Origin of the sequence: Paralimibaculum aggregatum (assembly GCF_030270585.1) — a bacterium.
Lineage (GTDB): Bacteria > Pseudomonadota > Alphaproteobacteria > Rhodobacterales > Rhodobacteraceae > Thermohalobaculum > Thermohalobaculum aggregatum.
The window spans coordinates 30,207-52,560 of the sequence record NZ_BSYI01000031.1; the positions used below are offsets into that span (position 1 = coordinate 30,207).

The following is a 22,354-nucleotide window of genomic DNA, read 5'->3' on the forward strand; positions in this document are numbered from 1 at the left end:
CAAGACAGGGCCCCGACGAAAAGAGGGAGCAGGCCCATGCCAGCCCATACGCCCCGCGTGTTCTCCGGCGTGCAGCCGACCGGCAAGCTGACGCTCGGCAACTATCTCGGCGCGGTCAAGCGCTTCGACGAGCTCCAGGGCTCGGGGATGGAGACGATCTACTGCGTCGTCGACATGCATGCGATCACGCAGTGGCAGGACCCGGCCGAGCTGACCCGCGCCACCCGGCTGGTGACCGCGAGCTTCCTCGCCTGCGGGCTCGACCCGAAGCGCTCGATCCTGTTCAACCAGTCCGCCGTGCCGGGCCATGCCGAGCTCGCCTGGATCCTGTCCTGCGTGATCCGCATCGGCTGGCTGAACCGGATGACCCAGTTCAAGGACAAGGCGGGCAAGAACCGCGAGGCCGCCTCGGCCGGGCTCTACACCTATCCGGCGCTGATGGCGGCCGACATCCTGCTCTACAAGGCAACCCATGTGCCGGTCGGCGACGACCAGAAGCAGCATCTCGAGCTCGCCCGCGACACCGCGGCGAAGTTCAACCTCGACTACGGCGCGCCGGGCGGGGCGGCTGATTTCTTCCCGCTGCCCGAGCCGCTGATCGAGGGCACGGTGACGCGGGTGATGAGCCTGCGCGACGGCTCCAAGAAGATGTCGAAATCCGACCCCTCCGACATGAGCCGGATCAACCTCACCGACGATGCCGACACCATCGCGCAGAAGATCCGCAAGGCGAAGACCGATCCGGAGCCGCTGCCGGAGACGGCGGAGGGGCTGGCCGAGCGGCCGGAGGCGAGGAACCTCGTCGGCATCTTCGCGGCGCTGACCGGGCGCGGCGTGGCGGATGTGCTCGGCGAGTTCGCCGGGCAGGGCTTCAGCGCCTTCAAGCCGGCGCTCGCGGAGGTCGCGGTCTCGGTGCTGGCGCCGATCGGCGCGGAGATGGCGCGGCTGATGGACGACCCGGCGGAGATCGACCGGGTGCTGGCCGACGGCGCGGCGCGGGCGCGGGCGGTCTCCGAGCCGCTCCTCGAGGAGACGCGGCGGCTGGTCGGCTTCCTGCCGCGCTAGGCGCCCGGCCGGCGGGGCCCGCCGGTGCGCGCCGGCCTGCGCGCGCCCCGCCCGCCCACCCGCGCGCGCAGCCCCGGCGGCGCACCGGCGGGCGGTCAGAGCAGGCCGAGCGCGCGGAAGCTCGCATCCTCCGCCTTGCCGACCACCACATGGTCGTGGACCACGACGCCGACCGCCCTGGCCGCCTGCTCGATGCGCCGGGTCATCTCGACATCGGCCTGGCTCGGCGTCGGGTCGCCCGAGGGGTGGTTGTGCACCAGGATGACCGCCGAGGCGTTGAGCTCGAGCGCGCGCTTGACCACCTCGCGGGGATAGACCGGCACGTGATCGACGGTGCCGCGGGCCTGTTCCTCGTCGGCCACCAGGACATTCTTGCGATCGAGGAACAGGATGCGGAACTGCTCGGTGTCGCGATGCGCCATGGTGGTCTTGCAGTACTCCATCAGCGCCGACCAGGAGGACAGCGCCGGGCGGCCGATCACCCGGGCGCGGGCCAGCCGGTGCGCCGCCGCCTCGACGATCTTGAGCTCGCAGATCACCGCCGGGCCGACGCCCTGCACCTCGGCGAGCCGGGCCGGCGGCGCCGAGATCACCGCGTTGACATCGCCGAAGCGCTCCAGCAGGCGCTTGGCCAGCGGCTTGACGTCGCGCCGCGGGATCGCCCGGAAGAGCACCAGCTCGAGGATCTCGTAATCGGCGATCCCGGCCGGCCCGGCCCCGAGCAGGCGCTGGCGCAGCCGTGTCCGGTGATCGTGGAAATGCGGGCGCTGCGCCGCCGGCGCCCGCGCCGCGGCGCCCGTGCCCGTGCCCGTGCCCGGCGCGCCCGGCTCCGGCTCCCGGCGCACCCGCCTGCCGGGCCTTGCGGCCGGCGCCGTCTCCGCCCCGAACAGACCCGGAGCGGCGCTCTCGTCAAAGGCCGGGCCATCCGCACCCGGCTCGTCGTCCTCACGCATCTCGACCAATCCCGCAACGAACCGCGCAAGCATCGTCGCGGCGGATGGTGACCAAATCGTTAACGCCGCACCGGCCGCGTCAGAAGAACGCGATCTCCGCCGCGACATCGGCGAAATCGTCGAACCCGAGCCCGCCGAAGCGGATCACGTCGGCCGGGTCGTCGCTGTAGGCGATGGTGAGCCGGCCGCCGGAATCGCTGCCCGCCACCAGATCGCCGACCTCCCCGGCGATGCCGGTGATCCGGATGCTGTCGGTGCCCGGCGTAAAGTCGAAGATCAGGTCGGTGCCGTCGCCATCGGCGAAGACGAAGACATCCGCCCCGGCATCGCCGCCCATGCGGTCGTTGCCGGTGCCGCCCTCGATGGTGTCGTCGCCGCCCTGGCCGCGCAGCACGTCGACGCCGGCGCCGCCGGCGATCGCGTCGTTGCCGGTGCCGCCGAAGAGCGTGTCCTCGCCATCGCCGCCGGCGAGCCGGTCGTCATCGGCGCTGCCGTCGATCAGGTCGTCGCCGGCGCCGCCGTCGATGCTGTCGTCGCCGCTGCCGCCGACGGCCCGGTCGTCGCCGCCGCCGCCGGCGATGGTGTCGGCGCCGGCATCGCCCTTGAGGATGTCGTCGCCGTCGTCGCCGGCGAGCAGGTCGTCGCCGGCATTGCCGAAGATCATGTCGTTGCCCGCCCCGCCGCCGACAGTATCGGCGCCGTCCTGGCCGTAGATCCGGTCGCCGCCGTCGCCGCCGAGGATCGAATCGTCGCCGAGATCGCCGCGCAGGGTGTCGTTGCCGGCGCCGCCATCCATCGTGTCGGCACCGTCGCCGGCAAGCAGGATGTCGGCCCCCTCGCCGCCGGAGAGGTCGTCGTCGCCGGCGCCGCCGTCGATGCGGTCGTTGCCGGTGCCGCCGGAGACGGTGTCGTGCCCGTCGCCGCCGTTGAGGACATCGTTGCCGCCGTCGCCGGAGAGCAGGTCGTCGCCGGCATGGCCGCTCAGGGTGTCGCGGTCGTCGCCGCCGAGCAGGCTGTCGTCGCCCTCGTTGCCGTTGAGCACGTCGACGCCGGCGCCGCCGTGGATGGTGTCGTTGCCGAGCTCGCCATGCAGCGTGTCGGCGCCGCCATTGCCGGAGAGCAGGTCGTCGCCGGCGCCGCCGTTCAGCACGTCGTTCTGGCCGGTCGCCGGGTCGCCGCCGTCGCCGATCAGGACATCGTCGCCGTCCTGCCCGAGCAGGGTGTCGCGCCCGGCGCCGCCGGTGAGGGTGTCGGCGCCGGTGCCGCCGTTGATCCGGTCGTGGTCGCCGCCGCCGTCGATGGCATCGGCGCCGCCGCCGCCGGTGAGCGTGTCGTCGCCGCGCCGGCCGAAGATCGTGTCGGCGCCGTCGCCGGTGGTGAGGCTGTCGGCGCCATCGGTGCCCTCGACCACGGCATCGGCCGCGGTGACGGTGACGCTGACGAAGGAGCCGCTGGCGCCGCCGCGCCCGTCGGCGATGGCGTAGTCGAACTGGTCGAGCCCGCTGAAGCCGGCATCGGCGGTGTAGACCAGCCGGCCCTCGACGATCTCCACGGTTCCGCCCGAGGGCGTGCCGAGCGCCGAGATCGCCAGCGCATCGGCATCCGGGTCGCTGTCGTTCGCCAGCACGTCGATCACCACGCTCTGCCCGCTGGCGACGGTCGCGGTGTCCGGCGCCGCGGTCGGCGCGGCATTGGCGGCATCGACCGCCTCGATCGCGATGTTGGCCGCGGTCAGCGGCGTGCCGGACTGGCTGGCATGGAAGATGTCGATGCTCGTCGTCTGGTCGAGCTGGAGGCGCGTGACGTTGGCGAACGGCTTGCTCGCGGTCGCCAGCACCGCGGCGGCATCGGCGAGGCCGAAATCCGGCGAGATCAGCAGGGTCTCGGCGGCGATGTCGAAATCCGAGATGGTCGCGGTGCCGTCGCCCGGCGCGAAGACGAAGCGGTCGACCCCGGCATCGCCGTAGAGCGTGTCGCTGCCGCCGCCGCCGTCGATCAGGTCGGCGCCGTCGCCGCCGAGGATGATGTCGCCGCCGGCGCCGCCGATCAGGCGGTCGTCGCCGGCCTGGCCAAAGAGCGTGTCGGCGCCGCCGCCGCCCTCGATGGTGTCGTTGCCGGCATTGCCCTGGATCTGGTCGTCGCCGCCGAGGCCCGCGATGGCATCCGCCACGATGGTGCCGAAGACCGGGCCGTCGTCGCCCTCGGTGGTGATCGCGAAGGGCGTGCCCTGGGTGGTGTAGCCGTCGATCTCGTAGCCGATATCGGCCAGCAGCGCCTTGTCGATCTCGGAGAGCGACACCCGCTGGTTCGAACTGATCGAGGGGTCCATCACCACGCTGTTGTCGTTGTGCCCGGCGGCGACATGGGCGCTGTCGCCATGCACCGGCAGCGCCTGCCCGCCATTCGCCGCGGTGGCGTTGGGGCCGGTGAAGCTGCCGCCGGAGATCCAGTCGCCGAAGGCCCCGGCGGTGCCGATGCCGAGCACATGGCCGATCTCGTGCAGCGCGACGGTGAGGAAGTCGTAGGTGCCGGCGCTCGGCCCGGCGAGGTCGTAGTTCCAGCTGTAGGAGGTGTTGAACCCCATCACCCCGGCATAGGGCTCGAAATCGCTCGCCGCGCCCTGGCCGCGGAAGTTGGTCGAGATCCGGGCGTTCAGCGCATCCCCCGCGGCGCCGTAGCCGGAATAGCCCGCCCGCGCCAGCGCCCCGGCCTCGGCGGTGACCGCGGGGTTGCCGCAGCAGAGCGCGCAGGAACAGGCATAGCCCTCCGGCAGCAGCGCCTCGGCCTCGTGCGCGATGCCGAAGGGCGCGGCGCTGGCGCCGACGAAGATCAGCAGGTCGTCGATCTCCGCATCGAGCACCACCTGTTCGGCGGTTCCGTCCACCGGGTTGCTGACCCAGAAGGCGACGCCGGCGGGCACGGCCTCGAACTCGTCGCCGATCACGCCCTCCCAGATCGCGGCGGCAGCCTCCAGCGCGGCCACCGCATCGGGATTGTCGAAGAAGCCCGCCGTGTCGAAGCGGTAGTCGAAACTGATATCGAAGGACATTGGCTCATACCCCATGCGGTTCGTTGCCGCCAATCTCCCCGAGTTCCGTAGAAATAAACTCTCCAATTTCGGCAAAGCGGGGTGAAATATATCTGGTAAACCGGGCGTTACGTATTTCGTGTGTACTTCTTGTTAATCAAGACAGGTCGAACATCGTAAAGTATGGAACGGGCAACCAAGGCGGCGGCGGCGGCGTGCCGCGGGGCCGGGCAGGGCGCCGCGTTAATCGAAGCGAAACCATGATCGGTGGAGTGTCCGAGGCATCCATTCGAGGCACGGGAGCGGCAATGGCGGGCGCAGCGCAGGCGGAGGCGGGGCCGGGGCTCACGCAGGACGAGAGCGTCTTCGGCAGCGACGACCGTGTCCGCGTCGGCGACACCACCGCCTTCCCCTGGCGCAGCATCGGCAAGGTCACGATCACCGCCGAGGCCGGCATCTTCGTCGGCACCGGCTTCCTGGTCGGCGCCTATCACATGCTGACCGCGGGCCATGTCGTGCACAGCGGCGAGTTCGGCAGCGATCCCTGGGCACAGTCGATCACCGTCGCCTTCGGCAAGGACGGCGCGCTCGAGCCCTTCGCCCGCGCCGAGGCGGCGGCGATGCGCGCGCCGGCGGGCTGGACCGGCGCCGCCGACACCGGGGCGGACTGGGCGCTGGTCACGCTCGACCGCAGCATCGGCGCGGTGCTGGGATACATGGATCTGGCGGCGCCGCCGGAGCCGGCCGGCGCCAATGTCACGCTCGCCGGCTATCCCGGCGATCTGTCCGGCGGCGCCGCGCAATATGCCGCCGCCGGCACCCTGAGCGGCGCCTCCGACGACCGGCTGTTCTATGGCGGCACGCTCGACACCGCCGGCGGCATGAGCGGCGCGCCGGTCTGGCAGTATTACGAGGCCAGCGGCCGGCGCGAGGTGATCGGCATCCACACCACCGGCGCCGCCGATCCGCAGGCGCCCGGCGCCAGCAATGGCGCGACCCGGCTCACCGCCGCCACCATCGGGCTGATCGAGGAGTGGATCGGGCAGGACGCGATCCTCAACCCGCCGACCGACCTGCCGGACCTCACCGATGCCGTCACCGCCTTCGGCAGCGGGACGGCGGCGATCTCCAGGGCCGAGCTCGGCGCCGGCGAAAGCGCGACGCTGACGGTGGACCTGGCCAATATCGGCACCGCGGCGGCGGCGGGCACGATCACCGTCTACGCCTCCACCAACGCCACCATCACGGAATACGACACGCCCCTCGGCAGCGCCGCGATCCCCGCGCTCGCCCCCTTCGCGCAGGCCGAGATCACGGTGCCGCTGGAGATCCCCGCGGCGATGCCCGCCGGCAGCTACCGCCTCGGCTGGGCGCTCGAGGCGGCGGGCGGGCAGGCGGAGTTCGGCACCACCAACAACACCGGGCTGATCGCGCAGAGCATCACCGTCTCGGCGCGGCCGGATCTGCTGGCCGAGGCGCTCAGCCTCTCCGCCACGGCCTGGCAGGCGGGGCAGGCCATCGGCGTCTCCTGGACCGTGCGCAATGCCGGCGGCGCCGCGGCCCCCGCCGTCGGCTCGGCGCTGCATCTCTCGCCGGACCCGGTGGTGGACGCGGCCGACACGCTGCTGCTGGCCGATCCGCAGGGCACGCTGCTCGCCGCCGGGGGCGCCGCCACCGAGGGCGCGCCGTTCGTCTTCACCGTGCCGGCCGAGCTGCCCTCGGGCACCTACCATGTCGCCGCGCTGGCCGACAGCGACGGGCAGGTGGCGGAGGCCAGCGAGGGCAACAACGCCTCCGCCGCCATCGTCATCGAGATCGGCGCGCCGGGGATCTCCGAGACCGGCACCGCCGGCGCCGACCTCATGCTCGGCGGCGCGCTCGACGACACGCTGCGCGGCGCCGGCGGCGACGACACGCTGCGCGGCGGCGGCGGCGCCGACCGGCTCGAGGGCGGCGCCGATGCCGACCTGCTCTACGGCGAGGCGCAGCAGGACAGCCTGCGCGGCGATGCCGGCGCCGACACCCTGCTGGGCCAGGCCGGCAACGATCTGCTCGAGGGCGATCTCGGCGACCGCATCTCCGGCCAGGGCGATCTGCTCAACGGCGGCCCGGGCAACGACACGCTGCATGGCGAGGGCGGCCCCGACACGCTCTACGGCGAGGATGGCGACGACAGCATGGAGGGCGGCCCCGGCATCGACCTGATGATCGGCAATGCCGGCAACGACACGCTCCGCGGCGGCGACAAGCGCGACACCGTCGACGGTGCCGAGGGCGATGACAGCCTGTTCGGCGACGACGGCAACGATGCCGTCTATGGCGGCCCGGGGGACGACACGATCTGGGCCGGCACCGGGCCGGATTTCGTCGATGGCGAGGATGGCGACGATCTCGCGATGGCGGGCGAGGATGCCGACATCCTGCTCGGCGGCGCCGGCCGCGACACGCTGCTGGGCGAGGCCGGCAACGACACGCTGCGCGGCGGCGATGACGGCGATCTCCTGCAGGGCGGGGCGGGCGCCGACCGGGTCTATGGCGAGGCCGGCGACGACAGCCTCGAGGGCGGGGCGGACAACGACTTCCTCAACGGCAACGAGGGCGACGACAGCCTCGACGGCGGCCCGGGCGACGACACGCTGCGCGGCGGCGACGGCGCCGATCTGCTGGCCGGCGGCGACGGCGAGGATGCCGTCGCGGGCCGCGCCGGCGACGACACGCTGCTCGGCGGCGCGGGCGCGGATGCTCTCGATGGCGAGCAGGGCGACGACGTGCTCGACGGCGGCACCGGCAACGACGCGCTCCGCGGCAAGGCCGGGCGCGACAGTCTCGACGGCGGCCCGGGCGACGACAGCCTCTTCGGCGGCAACGAGGCCGATACCCTGGCGGGCGGCACCGGCGCCGACCGCATCGCCGGCGAGGCGGGGATCGACGTGTTCCACTTCACCGCCGGCGATGGCGACGACCTGATCTTCGACTTCCAGCCGGGGCTGGAGACGCTGCTGCTCGCCGGCGGCATGCAAAGCTTCGGCGCGCTCGATCTCGGCACCTCGGCGGATGGCTGGCTGACGCTCGGCTACAGCGCCGATCCGGGCGACCTGATCACCCTGCAGGGCGTGCTGCCCGGGGAGCTGACCGATGACGGCACCGTCGTCTTCGCCTGAGCCCGGCGCGCGGGCCGGGGGCGCGGGCTGATGTCGGTCGCCGCCGGGCTCCCGCTGGTCCTGCCGATCGCCGTGCTGGCGGCGGCGATCGGCGCCGTGGCGGCCGTCGCGCTCTCTGGCCTCCTCCGCGCGCGCGGCGCCGCCGCCCGCGCCGGGGCCGCCGCCGGGATCGAAACCGGGGACGCCACCGGGCTCGCCGCCCGCCTCGCGGTTGCCGAGCGGCGCCTCGCCGATCTCGAGCGGCAGGGCCGGCGCCAGGAGGACGAGATCGCGCGCCGCTGCGGCCAGCTCGCGGCGCAGATGCGGGAGATCGCCGATATCCTCGCCCGGCTGTCGCGGGAGAGCCGGCAGGCCGAGGGCGCCGCGGCGCGCCGGGCCGAGCTCGTGACCCGCCGGCTGACCGACCAGGTGGAGACCCTGGCCGACCGGGTGTTCGACATCGACACCCGGCTCGGGCAGCTCCTGCCGCCGGACGATCCGGCCAGCGCGCCGCAGGACCGCCCCGCGCGGGACGACTGAGCCCCGCCACCCCCGAAGCAGCGCCACTCCCCGCAGCACCGCCGCCCCAGCCAGCACCGCCCTGCCGCCCCGCAGTCGCCCGGCCGCGGGCGTCAACCATGCCGCACCCCCTCCGATTGGCACTTCGCTTGCTCCTGCCCGCTCAAGGCGTGCGCCGCAGCCCCGTTTCGGGTCGAAAGCGCCGCCCCGGGCGGGAGGCCGGCTTGGCCCCGCCCCGTTTCGGGACAAGGGGAGAGCCGGGATGCTCGAGGACTGGATCGGCGAGGTCGGGGAACTGGAGCTGTCGCAGGGCGCGGCCGAGAGCTGGCAGCGCGTCGCGTTCGACCGCGAGATCGAGGACCCGGTGGTGGTCGCCGGCAGCCAGTCGGCCAATGGCGCGCATCCCTTCACGCTGGCGATCCGCGGCGTCGACGAGACCGGCTTCGAGATCCGCATCGACGAGTGGGACTATCTCGATGGCGCGCACGGGGCCGAGACGGTGAGCTGGATTGCCGTCTCCGAGGGGCGGCACGCGCTGGCCGATGGCCGCGTGATCGAGGCCGGTGCGGCGACGCTGGCCGCGGTGGACGGGCCGCGCTTTGCCGGGATCGGCTTCGCGGCGGAATACGGGACGGCGCCGGTGGTGCTCGGCCAGATCCAGTCCGAGACCGATGGCGCGGCCACCACGCGGCTGCACGCGGTGACGGCGGAGGGCTTCGCCGCCTCGCTGCAGGCCGAGGAGGCCGCCACCGGCGCGGTCGCCGCGAGCTTCGGCTGGATCGCGGTCGCGGGCGCGGCAGTCGAGCAGGCTTCGGGGCAGGCCTCGGGGCAGGTCGCCGGCGTCACCCATGTGCCGGGCGGCTTCGAGGCCGAGGCCGGGGCGATCTTCGCCCAGGCGCAGACCGCGAACGGCCCGGACACCGCCACCGTCGCCCTCGACCTCGCCGGCGACCGGATCTGGATCGCCGAGGAAGCCTCGGCCGATGCCGAGACCACCCATGCCGCCGAGACCGTCGGCTTCGCCGGCTTCGATCTCGGCGGGCTCGCCGCGATCGGGCTGGACGCGGCCCCCGCCGCCGCCGATCTCGCCGCCGACGGCCCGGTCGAGCGCTGGTCCGACCCCGCCACCTGGGGCGGCGCACTGCCCGGCCCCGGCGACGTGGTGGTGATCGAGGCCGGCCGCACCGTGCTGCTCGACACCGATGTCGCGCTGGCCGGGCTGATGGTGCACGGCACGCTGGTCGCCGAGGACAGCCGCGACCTCGCCCTCGCGACCGACTGGATGATGGTGATGGACGGCGGCGACTTCATCGTCGGCACCGCGGATGCGCCCTTCGTCCATGAATTCACGCTGACCCTCACCGGCGACCCGGAGGACCGCACCGACTGGGCCTCGCTCCACGACGACCACGCGGATGCCTGCCCGGTGACCGGCGGCGTCTGCAAATGCGCGCTGGCGGCGCTCGAGGCCGACGAGACCGGCTTCCTGATGGCGATGGGCGAGGGCTCCACCATCGCGCTGCATTCCGCCGATGCCGCCAAGACCGACTGGACGCGCCTCGCCGCCACGGTCGAGGCCGGCAGCCGGATGCTCCGGCTCGAGGCGGATGCCGGCTGGGAGGTCGGCGACGCGATCGTCATCGCCTCCACCGATTTCGACATGGAGCAGGCCGAGACCGCGACCATCGCCGCGATCAGCGCCGACGGCACCCGGATCGAGCTCGACCGGGCGCTCGCCCACATGCATTTCGGCGCGCTTCAGACCTATGCCGACGGCAGCCTGCTCGACACCCGCGCCGAGGTCGGCCTGCTGTCGCGCAACATCGTGATCCGCGGCGACGAGGATGCCCATCTCGACGGTTTTGGCGGCCATACCATGGTGATGCAGGGCGCCGAGATGCGCATCGCGGGCGTCGAGTTCACCCGCATGGGCCAGGCCGGCGCGCTCGGGAAATACCCCGCGCACTGGCACCAGATCGGCGATGCCGCGGGCCAGTGGATCACCGATTCGAGCTTCCACGAGACCTACAACCGCGCGATCACCGTGCACGGCACCGACAATGCCCGCATCGAGGACAATGTCGCCCATGACGTGATCGGCCATACCTTTTTCCTCGAGGACGGCAGCGAGACCGGCAACCGCTTCGAGGGCAATCTCGGGCTGGTCACCCGCGCCGCCGCGCCGGGCGAGGGCACGACCCCTACCGACGAGACCCATGTCGCGACCTTCTGGATCACCAACCCGGACAACACCTTCCTCGGCAATGTCGCGGGCGGCGCCGAGCATGGCGGCTTCTGGTTCGCCCCGGCGCCGGGCGAGGCGACGCTGGCGCTCGGCCGCTTCGAGGGCAATGTCGCGCATTCCAACGCCTTCGCCAACCTCGCCTTCGACGGCCATGCCGACCCGGAGACCGGCGTCTTCGTCGAGAGCGAGTACCACCCCGCCGGCGATGCCGTGGTGCGGGACTTCACCTCCTACAAGTCCGCCGACCGGGCGATCTGGGTGCGCGCCGAGGGCATCGAGTTCCACGACGTGAAATCCGCCGACAACGCCCGCGCGACCTTCTTCTCCTACAACCAGGTGATCTATGACAGCCTGATCGTCGGGCGCTCGGCCAATATCGGCACGCCGGAGACGGCGGAGGAGATCGCCCAGGGCCGCTCGCTGCCGGAGCCCTACAACGGCCGCTATTTCCGCGGGCATTCGATCTATGACGGCCCCTCCGGCGTGATCGACAGCCATTTCGCCGGCTTCACCGATCTCGACGCGGCCTTCCAGAGCAACGGCGCGGCGCAGAAGAGCCCGGCGCATTTCGTCTCCGGCCTCGGCTTCGAGGATGTGAGCGCGGCGGGCCGGGTGGATTTCGCGCCGCAGACCCATGTCGGGCACATGTGGTCCTCCGGCATCCTCGATGTCGATGGCAGCCTGAGCGGCACCGCCGGCGCGCGGCTGATGCCGATCCTGGCCGATACCGCGGGCGGCGAGAGCCGGCTGCACGTCCCCGATGGCGGCATCCGCCGCGAGGACTGGGGCGCCTGGGTGCTGGCGGAGGCCGATATCGGCCTGCTGCGGGCCGATACCGATATCGCGCCGGGCACCGCGGATGTGGTGCGCTGGACCCGCTCGGACGGCGAGACGATCGCCGATGGCGGCACCTTCGACACCTATCACCAGAGCGCGGCGGTGCTGAACTCCGATCTGAGCTACCGGCTGCAATATCCCGAAATTCCCGGGGAAATCACCCTGTCGCTCCGCTTTGCCGAGGCCGGGGACACGGTGCTGGTGGAGCTGCCGGGGATGCCCTCCGATGCCGCGCTGACCGGCGCGGTCGAGGTCGCGGGGCGCGCCGCGCTGGCCGCGGCCGACGGCTCCGCCTTCACCCGCGAGGGCGACCTGCTGGTGCTCCGCCTCGTCGCCGATACCGAGGAGGCCGACCCGCGCTTCCGCGCCAACACCGCACTCGGGGCCGCCGCCGCCAGTCGCTTCGTCGCCGGCGTGCGGATCGAGACCGGCGCGCCGGGCAACCCGGTGGTGGCGGATTTCGACGGCGGCGCCGATCCGCGCCTCGTCGCCTCGGGCCGCTCGGCCGCGGTCTCCGCGCCGACCCCCGCCTGGCAGGACCAGCCCGACAGCATCGTGTTCTGGGACGTCGTCTCCGACGGCGACGGCAGCGCCGGGCATGGCGACATGTCGATCCTGCTCGACGGCGCCGACTGGTCCGGCGCCGACACGCTCGACATCCGCGCCGCCACCCAGGCGCTCGGCGGCGGCACCGTGGCGGGCTACAAGGTGTTCATCCGCGATGCCGGCGACGGCGTGAGCTATCTCGGGCAGCACGACGGCCATGCCGCGGTCGATCTCTCGGGCCTCGCGCCGGAGCTGCGCGACGAGGTGGACCAGCTGCTGTTCCGCGTGGCCGAGACCGCGGTGGCACCGGATATCGCCGCCGCCGGCGACGGCCAGCGGCTGATCCTCTTCGACGTGACGCTCGGCGCCGGCTTCGCGGCCCGGGCGGTCGACCTGCCGGCGCTGATCCCGGCGGGCGAGAGCTTCGGCATCGTCAGCGCCGCGATCACCGGCGCGCAGGGCGGGCAGGCCGGGCTCGCGGTGGCGGGCGTCTCCGACCCGGTGGGCGGCCGCGTGCGCACCGGCGTGCCGGGGCAGGGCGACAATGTCTTCTTCGACACCGATGCGGATTTCCGCGGCATCGCCAGCTTCACCGTCACCCTGCGCGATGCCGCGGGCCGCGAGGACACGGCGCGGGTCAGCTTCGAGGTGACCGCCTGATTCCGGCCGCGGCGTCGGAAACGTCGGCAGATCGTCATCGGAACGCGAATTCCCCTGTGCTATAGCGGGGCGGAAGAGCCAGACCAGAGGCCAGCAGGCCGCCCCGCAGGACCGCGCCCATGTCGATCGCCACCGCCCTCGCGCCGGCACTTCTCGCAGGCGCCGCAGGCGCCGCCGCCCAGTTCGGCTGGCAGGACCCGACCTCGACCATCATCGCCGCCGCCGCCGGGGCGCTGGCGGGCGGCGCGATGCTGCCGGGGCACGGGCCGTCGCTGGGGCGCCATGCCAGGGCCGCCGCGGCCGCAGCCGCAGCCGCATCCGGCAGGGCCGCCCCGGCCCGGGCGGGGACCGGCGAGATGGCGATGCCGGCACCCTCGGGCAAGCTGCTGCTCGAGCGGCTGCCGCTCGCCGTGCTGATGATCGACGAACGCGACGTGGTGCGCTTTGCCAACCCGATGGCGAGCGAGCTGTTCGGCCGGCTGCCGGAGGCGGGCTTCCATGTCGCGGCGCTGCGGGCGCCGAAGCTGCTCGCCGGGATCGGCGCGGCGCGCGCCGGCGCCGGTGCCGTCTCGGTCGATTTCGCGGTGATGCGCAAATGCGAGATCCATCTCCGCGCGCATCTGCGCCTGCTCGACGACGTGCCGAAGGACGCGCAGGCCGACACCGCCGGCTCGGTGATCGCGGTGATCGAGGACATCACCCAGAACCGGCGGACCGAGACGCTCTATCGCGACTTCGTGGCCAATGCGAGCCACGAGCTGAAGACCCCGCTGGCCAGCATCAGCGGCATCATCGAGACCCTGCAGGGCCATGCGCGCGACGATCCGGAGGCCGCCGAGCGCTTTCTCGGGATCATGGCGACCCAGGCCGAGCGCATGCGCCGGCTGATCAACGACATGCTCTCGCTCAGCCGCATCGAGCAGAACGAGCGCGTGCCGCCGCGCAACCCGCAGCCGCTGCGCGAGATCGTCGGCGAGACGGTGGAGGCGATGCAGCCGATCGCCGATGCCGCCGGGGTCGCCCTCGCCGCCGCGCTGCCGGATGCCGAGACCGTGGTGCTCGGCAGCCGCGAGGAGCTGTCGCAGGTGTTCCAGAACCTGATCGACAACGCGATCAAGTATGCCCGGCCGGAGGATCGGGTCTGGGTCGAGCCGGTCGCGACGCCGGAGGAGCGCCGCGGCATGATCGGCGTGGTGATCGGCGACACCGGCCCCGGCATCCCGCGCACCGACCTGCCGCGGCTGACCGAGCGGTTCTACCGCGTCTCGGTGCCGAAATCGCGCGCCCGCGGCGGCACCGGGCTGGGGCTGGCGATCGTCAAGCACGTGCTGAGCCGGCACCGGGGCGATCTCGAGATCGAGAGCGAGCTGGGGCAGGGCTCGCGCTTCACCGTCTGGCTGCCGGTGGTGGCGGTGTCGGCGGAGGTGTCGGCGGCGGAGCCGGCCGAGGCTGTCACCCCGCCGGCAGGCCGCTGAGGAAGCTCTCGAGATTGGCGCCGAGCTCCGCGCAGAGATAGCCGCCCTCCTGCACGATCACCAGCGGCAGGCCGAGCCTGCCGATGGCCTCGGCGATGCGCGCGAACCCCGGCGTCGTGACCGCCAGCCCGCCGAAGGGGTCGCCCTCGAAGGCATCGAGGCCGAGCGCCAGCACCAACACATCCGGCCCGAAGGCGGCGATGCGCTCGAGCCCGCGCTCCAGCGCATCGAGAAAGCCGGCATCGGCGGTGCCGCGCGGGATCGGCAGGTTGAGATTGGCGCCGAGGCCCGGCCCCTCGCCGCGCTCCTGCGCATGGCCCCAGAAGAAGGGGTAGTAGCGCGCCGGGTCGGCATGGATCGAGACGGTGAGCACGTCGCCGCGGGCATAGAAGATCCCCTGCGTGCCGTTGCCGTGATGCAGGTCGACGTCGAGGATCGCCGGGCGCCGGCCGCCGCGCAGGCAGTGGTCGGCGGCGATGGCGGTGTTGTTGAGGAAGCAGAAGCCGCCGGCGAGGTCGGCGAAGGCGTGGTGCCCCGGCGGGCGGCAGAGCGCATAGGCCGCGCGCGCCCCGCCCAGCACGAGATCGGCGGCGCCGAGCGCGGTCTGCGCGCTCCAGTAGGCCGATCCCCAGGTCTCGGCGGAGATCGGGCAGGCGGTGTCGGCCTGGTGATAGCCGGCCTGACCGACCGCCGAGAGCGGGTAGCTGGCGCTGCGCCGGTCCGGGTGGATGTTGGGGATCACCTCCTCTGAGGCGCCCTCGATGCGCCGCCAGCGGGCGTGGATGGTCTGCAGGAAGCGCAGGTATTCCGCCGTGTGCACCCGCGCGATCGGGCCGAGGCCGCGATCCGCCGGCGCCGCCGGCGCGATGCCGCGGCGCTCGAGCGCGCCGAGCAGGGCATCGACGCGGGCCGGCTGCTCCGGATTGGGCTGCGGCGCGCCGGAGGACAGGAAGTGCTTCGGGTCATGCGCGCGCTGCGCCGGGTGATAGACGGCCTTCATGTGCTCTCCCCGAGGCGGTCGAACGCCTCGCCGCCGATGAAGCAGGGTTTCTCGCGGTCGTCGATGCGGAAGCCGAGGCGGCGATAGAAGGCGAGCGCGCGGGCGTTGTCGGCATAGGCGGTGAGCTTGAGATAGCCCGCGCCCCAGCCCCGCGCCTCCGCCGCCACACCGCCGAGCAGCCGCGCGGCCAGCCCCGAGCCGCGATGGGCCGGCGCGACATAGAGATCCTGGACATAGACCCCGGGCGCGCCGCGCAGGGTGGAGAACTCGGGGAAGAACACCGCCGCCCCCGCGGTCTCCGCGCCGGCCTCGGCGATCAGCGCATGGAACCGCGGCGCCGCGCCGAAACCGTGGCGCGCGAGATCCTCCGGCCGCGCGCGGAAGGCCGCGCCGTCGCCGATCTCCGCCGCCATCGCGGCGAGGCAGGCATGGAGCGCGGGCACGTCCTGCCGCGCCGCCCGGCGGATCGCCGCCACCCCGGCGCCGCTCATGTCACCCAGAACGCCTTCTCGAGATCGCGGAACTCGTCCACCGGCCCCTCGAACTTGTTCCGCCCGAGCTCGAGCACATAGACATAGTCGGCGATCTTCAGCGCCTGGCGGATCTCCTGATCGACCAGCAGGATGGTCAGCCGGTCGCGCCGCGCGAGGTCGGTGAGCATGGCATAGACCTCCGCCGCCAGCATCTTCGAAAGCCCCGCGGTCGGCTCGTCCACCAGCAGCATCTTCGGCTCCGACATCAGCGTGCGGCCGATCTCCACCATGCGCTGCTGGCCGCCGGAGAGCTCGCCGGTGATCTGCCGGCGCTTGTCGCGCAGCGCCGGGAAGCGCTCGTAGTTCGCCTCGACCTTCTCCCGCACCCGGCGCCGGTCGCCGCGGAAGGTCCAGCCGCCGAGCTGCAGGTTCTCCTCCACCGTCATGTCCTTGAAGACGCCGGGGTTCTGCGGGATGTAGGCCAGCCCCTTCAGGATCTTCTCGTGCGGCGGGATGTCGAGGATGCTCTCGCCATGCAGCAGGATGTCGCCGGCATTGGGCGCGAGAAAGCCGAAGGCCGCCTTCAGCGCGGTCGACTTGCCGACCCCGTTGGCGCCGAGGATCGTGGTGATCTGCCCCGGCATCGCCTTGATGTCGAGCGCCTGCAGGATGTTGAGGTCGCGGTAGTAGCCGACCGAGAGGTTGCGCATCTCGAGAACCGGTTCGCTCATGCCTCCTCCTCCTCGTCGCTGCCGAGATAGGCCTCGATCACCGCCGGGTCGCGCTTCACCGCCTCGGGCGGGCCGTCGGCGATCAGGTCGCCGAAGTTCAGCACCAGCAGCCGCTCGGAGAGGGAGAAGATCGAGTCCATCTGGTGGCTGATGATGATGATCGCCTTGCCCGCCTCGTTCACCCGGCGGATATAGGCATAGATGATCTCCATCAGCTTCGGATGCACCCCGGCGAAGGGCTCGTCGAGGATGATCACGTCCGGGTCGAGCATCAGCAGGCGCCCGAGCTCGAGCAGCTTCTGCTGCCCGCCGGAGAGCGCCTGGGCGAACTCGTTGCGCAGGTGCTCCATTGTCAGGAACTCGAGCACGTCATGGGCCTTGTCGCGCATCTCGGCGCGGCTCTCGCCCCGGTCCATCGCCAGCGCCGGCACCTGGAGGTTCTCCAGCACCGTCATCCGGCGGAACGAGCGGGTCACCTGGAAGGTGCGGCCGAGCCCGGCGCGCGCCACCTCGTAGGGCTCGAGCTGGTCGATCCGCTCGCCGTTGAGATAGACCGTGCCGCTGGTCGGCTTGATGGCGCCGTCGAGGATGTTGGTCAGCGTCGTCTTGCCGGCGCCGTTGGGGCCGATCAGGCCGATCAGCTCGGCGCCCTTGACCTCGAAGCCGACGCCCTTCAGCACGTGGTTGCCGCCGAAGTGCTTGTGCAGGTTGCGCACCGTGAGATGGATCATCGGCCCGCCTCCCGCCCGGCCTCGAAGGCCGCCTCGGCCGCCTGCCGGCGCGCCACCGTCTCCTTCGCGACATGGCCGCGGGTGAAGTACTCGATCATCGGCGCCAGCAGCCCGTTGCGGAAGAACCGCAGCGTGATCATCAGCAGCAGGCCGAAGAAGACCAGCCGCCAGATCGTCATGTCGATCTCGTAGCCGCCGACCTCGAAGCTGTTGCGCAGCAGCTCGAGCATCACCTGCAGGATGATCGCCCCGACCGCCGCGGCGAAGAAGTTCTCCACCCCGCCGATCACCGCCATCGCCACCACGAGGCTCATCTGCAGCAGGAACAGGAGGTTCGGCGTGATGATCCCGATGTAATGCGCCTGCACCGCACCCGCCGCCGCCGCCATGGCGCAGGTGATGGTGAAGACCAGCACCTTGTAGCGCGTGGTGTTGACGCCGAGCGCCGCCGCCGCGTCCTGGTCCTCGCGCAGCGCCCGCACGAAGAGCCCGAAGCGCGAGCGCGCCAGCCAGGTCAGGATGCCGAGGCAGAGCAGCAGCAGCCCCAGCATGGTGAAATAGGGCGGCAGCTTGGCGGTCTTGTCGTAGGTCGTGCCGAGGAGGGTGATGCCGCTCTCGTAGAGCGAGGGCAGCTCGAGCCCGGCCTGGCCGCGGGTGACCTCGATCTCGGCCGAGATCGTGGCCTTCAGGATCTCCGAGAAGCCGAGGGTGAAGAGCGCCAGATAGGCCGCCCGCAGCCGCAGCACCAGCAGCCCGATCAGGAAGCCGGCGAGCCCGCCCATCACCGTGCCGAGGACGATCCCGAGCAGCACCGGCATCCGCCCCACCGAGAGCGCGGGGTCGGCCGCCAGCGCCTCGCGCAGGCAGTCCTGCGTCAGTGTCGAGGAGGTGACCCCGATCGCGTCCACCACGATGAACCAGGTGCCGAAGATCTCCACCTCGTCGCAGAGCCCGGTCGGCGCGTCCGCGACCCAGAGATAATGGCAGAACAGCGCCGTGGTATAGGCGCCGATCCCCATGAAGCCCATGTGCCCGAACGAGAACTGCCCGGCATAGCCGGCCAGCATCGACCAGCTCGAGGCCAGGATCGCATAGAAGAAGGCGGTGATCAGGACATGCATCACATAGTCGTAGTCGCCCGCCGTGTAGACGAAGGGGAAGGCGACCAGCACGCCGAGGAACAGCACCGCCGCGATGTTGGGAACCTGACGCATCATGTCAGAACTTCCCGTGGGTGCCGGCGGCGAAGCGCCGTCCGAACATGCCGGTGGGGCGCAGCAGCAGGGTGAGCGTCAGCACGATCATGCCATAGGCCGGGATGTAGGAGGCGGCCTTCTGCGCATCGGGGATGCAGCCGGTGCCGGCGGCCTCGACGAGGCCCACCATGATCCCGCCGAGGAAGGCCCCGGGCAGCGAGCCGAGCCCGCCGAGCACCACGATCACGAAGCTGCGCATCGCCGGGATGTTGCCGACCTGCGGCAGCCAGGAGAAGGCCTGCACCAGCAGCGCTCCGGCCAGCGCCGCGATCATGCCGCCGAGGGCGAAGGCCAGCATGTTCATCCGGTCCGGGTTGATGCCGGCGATGGCGGCGGCGTCGCGGTCCTGGCTGACCGCGCGCAGGGCCTTGCCGGTCCATGTCCGGTGCAGCAGGTACATCAGCGCCAGCAGCACCAGCACGCAGGTCACCGCCGCGATCAGCCGCGGGTTGGAGACCGAGACCTGCTCGAAGAGCGTGACCCCGCCGCGGCTGGTCTTGACCCAGATCGGGTCGCTGTCTTCCGGCCAGCGCATCCGCGGGAAGTCGATGAAGCGCTGCGCCTTCACCGGGTTGGCGCCGGCCACCGCCTGCACGAAATACTGCATGGTGAAGGCGAGGCCGAAGGTGACGAGGATGCCGTATTCCACCGGCCGGTCGATCTTGCCGCGATACATCGGCGTCAGCATCAGCCGCTCGAAGACCGCGCCGATCAGGAACGCGATGGCGCAGGCCCCCATCACCGCGACCAGCGGCGGCACCCCCGGCAGCCAGACCGCCGAGATGAAATAGACCAGCATCCCGCCGACCATGTAGAACTCGCCATGCGCGAAGCTGACGATGCCGAGGATCGAGAAGATCAGCGTGAGCCCGAGCGCCATGAAGCCGTAGATGATGCCGATGATCAGCCCGTTCACCGCCTGGCTGGCGACGAAGCCCGAGCTGGTCACGCAGATGTTGTCCGGGTCGGCGAAGGAGAAGGCCACCGCGATCAGGAACACCGTCAGCAGCGCCGGCGCGATGATCAGCAGGTTGCCGAGCTTCGGCGTGGTCAGCCAGAGCGGCGCCAGCCCGACGGGCCCGAGCGCGGCGCCGGACATCGCGCCGACGAAGACGGTGTTGGTGGTATCGAGATCGCGGTGCAGGTAGCGCCGGCGCAGCACCACGCTGCCGACAGCACCCCAGACGATCATCCAGAGGATGACGCCCCAGAAGAGAAGAGGAGACTCCACGTCACGCCCCGCTCGCTTGCCGGCTCAAGCCGGGAGGAAATGGGCGCGCCGCACCGGGGATGCCCGGCGCGGCGCGGTTCGGGCGCTCACTGATGCACGTAGACCGGGTCGCCGGTGCGATAGGCCTCGGGCCAGACGATGGTCGCGCCGCCGGAGCTCTCGCCCTCGGTCTGGTACTGGATCACCGTCAGCGCCACGTCGGGCCACTGGTGCCACCACTCGTCGCCCTTGCCGTCCTCGGAGGGGTCCTTCTTGGTGCCGTAGGGGAAGTAGATCTTGCCGAGCGTGCCGTGGTGCTCGATGTTCTCGAGCGCCGCGACGATGGCCTCGCCATCCGTCGAGCCGGCCTCGGCGATCGCCTGCGCGATGATGGCGATCGAGTCATAGGCCTCCATGGCATAGCTCTCGACCGCGTCCTTGCCGGTGCGCTCCTTGTACTTCGCGGCAAAGGCCTTGCCCTCGTCGGTGAACAGGGTCTCGGGCACGCCGATGCGCTGCACGAAGGCATAGTTCCCGTCCGGCACGTTCTCCCAGTAGGCCTTCGATTCGAGCGAGACCTGGCCGGCATGGAAGGGGATGTCGAGCGAGCCGATGCCGGCATCCGAGGCCTGCTGCTGGAAGTTGTAGCCCGCCTCGCCGGTGGCCAGCACGATGATCATGTCGGGGTCGCCCGCCTTCATGCGCTGCACGATGCCGGCATAGTCCTGCGTGCCGATATCCACCGAGAAGGTCTCGACCTCCTTGCCGCCGCCCTCGAGGCCCTTGGTGGTCTCCTGCGCGGCGGGGATGCCGTAATCGGTGTTCTCGGTGAGGATCGCGACCTTCTGCACGCCGGGCACCTCGAGGGTGTGCTTCCAGATCGTCGAGGAGGCCCAGGAGGAGAGCGGCGCGATGCGGAAGATGAACTTCTGCTTGTCGCCGGTGATGGTGTCGTTCCAGGTCTCGGCAAAGACCACGGGCACGCCGCGGGCCTCGGCGACATCCTTCGAGGCGACGCCGACCGAGCTGTGATAGCCGCCGCCGACCGCGACCACGCCGTCCTGCGTGATGAACTTCTCCATCAGCGCCGCGCCCTTCTCGGGCAGGCCCTCGGTGTCGCCGATCACCACCTCGACCTCGCAGCCGAGCACCCCGCCGGCGGCGTTGATGTCCTCCTCGGCAATCAGCATGGCGTCGCGCATCGCCTCGCCGCCGACCACCGTGCCCGGCGCCGAGAGCGGGGCCATGCCGCCGATCTTGATCGGGCAATCCGCGGCGAAGGCGGCGCCGCTGGTGAGCGCCAACGCCATTGCCGAGGCGCCCAGCAGGCTGCGTCGCGTGAAACTTGTCATGATGAACTCCCTGTTCGGTCTCGCAGCCCGGCGGATAAGTCTTTCTGTGTTCTGGCCCGCGCAATGGCGGAGGCTTGCGGCCACCAATTCCCCCGAGCCTAAGTGACGCATCCTTGCCAGCACAACAGGCAGGGTGAATTATCTCCGACAAATCCGGATCGCGGCGGGCCGGGGCAGGGAGGACGGATGCGATGACGGCACGCAACAGGAAGGTGATCGTGAGCTGCGCGATCACCGGCTCGATCCACACGCCCAGCATGTCGCCGCATCTGCCGGTGACGCCCGAGCAGATCGCCGCCTCGGCGATCGGCGCGGCGGAGGCCGGGGCGGCGATCCTGCATCTCCATGCGCGCGAGCCCGAGACCGGCCGGCCCTCGCCGAACCCGGCGCTGTTCCTGCGCTTCCTGCCGGCGATCCGCGAGGCCACCGACGCGGTGCTCAACATCACCACCGGCGGCGGGCAGGGCATGAGCGTGGACGAGCGCATCGCCGCCGCCCGCCGCGCCAGCCCCGAGATGGCCTCGCTCAACATGGGCAGCATGAATTTCGGGCTCTATCCGCTGCTCGGGCGCTACGAAACCTTCCGGCACGACTGGGAGCGCGCGCATCTCGAGAACTCGCGCGACTTCATCTTCCGCAACACATTCGCCGATATCGAGCGCATCCTCGCGGCGCTGGGCGAGGGCTGCGGCACCCGCTTCGAGTTCGAGTGCTACGATGTCGGGCATCTCTACACGCTGGCGCATTTCCTCGACCGCGGCCTGGTGCGCCCGCCGCTTTTCGTGCAGACGATCTTCGGCATCCTCGGCGGCATCGGGCCGGACCCGGAGAACGTCGCGCATATGCGCCGGATCGCCGACAAGCTGTTCGGCCGCGACTATCTCTGGTCGATCCTGGCCGGCGGGCGCCACCAGATGCCGCTCTGCACGATGGCCGCGACCATGGGCGCCAACATCCGCGTCGGGCTTGAGGACAGCCTCTATCTCGGCAAGGGTGAGCTGGCGCCGTCGAACGCGGCGCAGGTGAGCCGCATCCGGCGCATTCTCGCGGAACTGTCGCTCGAGGCCGCGACCCCCGCCGAGGCCCGCGCCATGCTCGATCTCAAGGGCGCCGACCAGGTCGCCTTCTGACGC

Annotated in this window: 15 protein-coding genes; 6 read left to right on the forward strand and 9 right to left on the reverse strand. The window is 71.6% G+C overall.

Annotation, left to right across the window (positions count from 1 at the left end):
* The first annotated feature begins 36 nt into the window (after positions 1-36).
* Complete coding sequence (gene trpS / locus QSJ97_RS17000; protein ID WP_285673177.1) at positions 37-1,065, forward strand: tryptophan--tRNA ligase; 1,029 nt, start codon at positions 37-39, stop codon at positions 1,063-1,065.
* 95 nt (positions 1,066-1,160) lie between these two features.
* On the opposite strand, the gene radC is transcribed toward trpS, so the two are convergent.
* Together radC and QSJ97_RS17010 are read right to left on the reverse strand one after the other, a co-directional pair.
* Positions 1,161-2,018, reverse strand: a complete 858-nt coding sequence (radC, locus tag QSJ97_RS17005) for a RadC family protein (RefSeq protein ID WP_285673178.1) — start codon at positions 2,016-2,018, stop codon at positions 1,161-1,163.
* Between the two features lie 79 nt (positions 2,019-2,097).
* Positions 2,098-5,067: an Ig-like domain-containing protein gene (locus QSJ97_RS17010; RefSeq protein ID WP_285673179.1), complete on the reverse strand. Its 2,970-nt coding sequence runs from the start codon at positions 5,065-5,067 to the stop codon at positions 2,098-2,100.
* A 287-nt stretch (positions 5,068-5,354) separates the two neighbouring features.
* Here QSJ97_RS17010 and QSJ97_RS17015 point away from each other — a divergent pair, with 287 nt between their 5' ends.
* The 4 genes from QSJ97_RS17015 (at position 5,355) to QSJ97_RS17030 (ending at position 14,468) form a co-directional block, all read left to right on the forward strand.
* Positions 5,355-8,207 (forward strand): CARDB domain-containing protein, encoded by a 2,853-nt coding sequence (locus QSJ97_RS17015; RefSeq protein ID WP_285673180.1) that lies wholly within the window; start codon positions 5,355-5,357, stop codon positions 8,205-8,207.
* A gap of 30 nt (positions 8,208-8,237) precedes the next feature.
* The gene (locus tag QSJ97_RS17020; protein ID WP_285673182.1) at positions 8,238-8,726 is read left to right on the forward strand and encodes a hypothetical protein; all 489 of its coding nucleotides are present in this window, start codon (positions 8,238-8,240) and stop codon (positions 8,724-8,726) included.
* Positions 8,727-8,967: 241 nt separating this feature from the next.
* Positions 8,968-12,993, forward strand: coding sequence for a G8 domain-containing protein (locus QSJ97_RS17025; protein WP_285673183.1), 4,026 nt, complete (start codon positions 8,968-8,970; stop codon positions 12,991-12,993).
* A 119-nt stretch (positions 12,994-13,112) separates the two neighbouring features.
* Positions 13,113-14,468, forward strand: coding sequence for a sensor histidine kinase (locus QSJ97_RS17030; protein WP_285673185.1), 1,356 nt, complete (start codon positions 13,113-13,115; stop codon positions 14,466-14,468).
* Here QSJ97_RS17030 and QSJ97_RS17035 read toward each other — a convergent pair.
* The 7 genes from QSJ97_RS17035 to QSJ97_RS17065 all read right to left on the reverse strand — a co-directional run bounded on the left by QSJ97_RS17035 (position 14,446) and on the right by QSJ97_RS17065 (position 21,221).
* The gene (locus QSJ97_RS17035; protein ID WP_285673187.1) at positions 14,446-15,468 is read right to left on the reverse strand and encodes a histone deacetylase family protein; all 1,023 of its coding nucleotides are present in this window, start codon (positions 15,466-15,468) and stop codon (positions 14,446-14,448) included. The two genes, QSJ97_RS17030 and QSJ97_RS17035, sit on opposite strands and share 23 nt — an antisense overlap.
* Positions 15,465-15,959 (reverse strand): GNAT family N-acetyltransferase, encoded by a 495-nt coding sequence (locus tag QSJ97_RS17040; protein WP_285673189.1) that lies wholly within the window; start codon positions 15,957-15,959, stop codon positions 15,465-15,467. Before QSJ97_RS17040 ends, QSJ97_RS17035 begins: the two co-directional genes overlap by 4 nt.
* Positions 15,956-16,672: an ABC transporter ATP-binding protein gene (locus QSJ97_RS17045; protein ID WP_285673190.1), complete on the reverse strand. Its 717-nt coding sequence runs from the start codon at positions 16,670-16,672 to the stop codon at positions 15,956-15,958. Before QSJ97_RS17045 ends, QSJ97_RS17040 begins: the two co-directional genes overlap by 4 nt.
* Positions 16,669-17,403, reverse strand: coding sequence for an ABC transporter ATP-binding protein (locus tag QSJ97_RS17050; RefSeq protein ID WP_285673191.1), 735 nt, complete (start codon positions 17,401-17,403; stop codon positions 16,669-16,671). The genes QSJ97_RS17045 and QSJ97_RS17050 overlap by 4 nt, the downstream gene beginning before the upstream one ends.
* Entirely contained in the window at positions 17,400-18,620 is a 1,221-nt protein-coding gene (locus QSJ97_RS17055) for a branched-chain amino acid ABC transporter permease (protein WP_285673192.1), read from the reverse strand. The genes QSJ97_RS17050 and QSJ97_RS17055 overlap by 4 nt, the downstream gene beginning before the upstream one ends.
* A 1-nt stretch (position 18,621) precedes the next feature.
* Positions 18,622-19,890: a branched-chain amino acid ABC transporter permease gene (locus tag QSJ97_RS17060; protein WP_285673193.1), complete on the reverse strand. Its 1,269-nt coding sequence runs from the start codon at positions 19,888-19,890 to the stop codon at positions 18,622-18,624.
* Positions 19,891-19,976: 86 nt separating this feature from the next.
* Entirely contained in the window at positions 19,977-21,221 is a 1,245-nt protein-coding gene (locus tag QSJ97_RS17065; RefSeq protein ID WP_285673194.1) for an ABC transporter substrate-binding protein, read from the reverse strand.
* Between the two features lie 191 nt (positions 21,222-21,412).
* Here QSJ97_RS17065 and kce point away from each other — a divergent pair, with 191 nt between their 5' ends.
* On the forward strand, positions 21,413-22,351 hold the full coding sequence (gene kce, locus QSJ97_RS17070) for a 3,5-dioxohexanoate:acetyl-CoA acetone transferase (protein ID WP_285673195.1): 939 nt from the start codon (positions 21,413-21,415) through the stop codon (positions 22,349-22,351).
* Positions 22,352-22,354 lie beyond the last annotated feature (3 nt).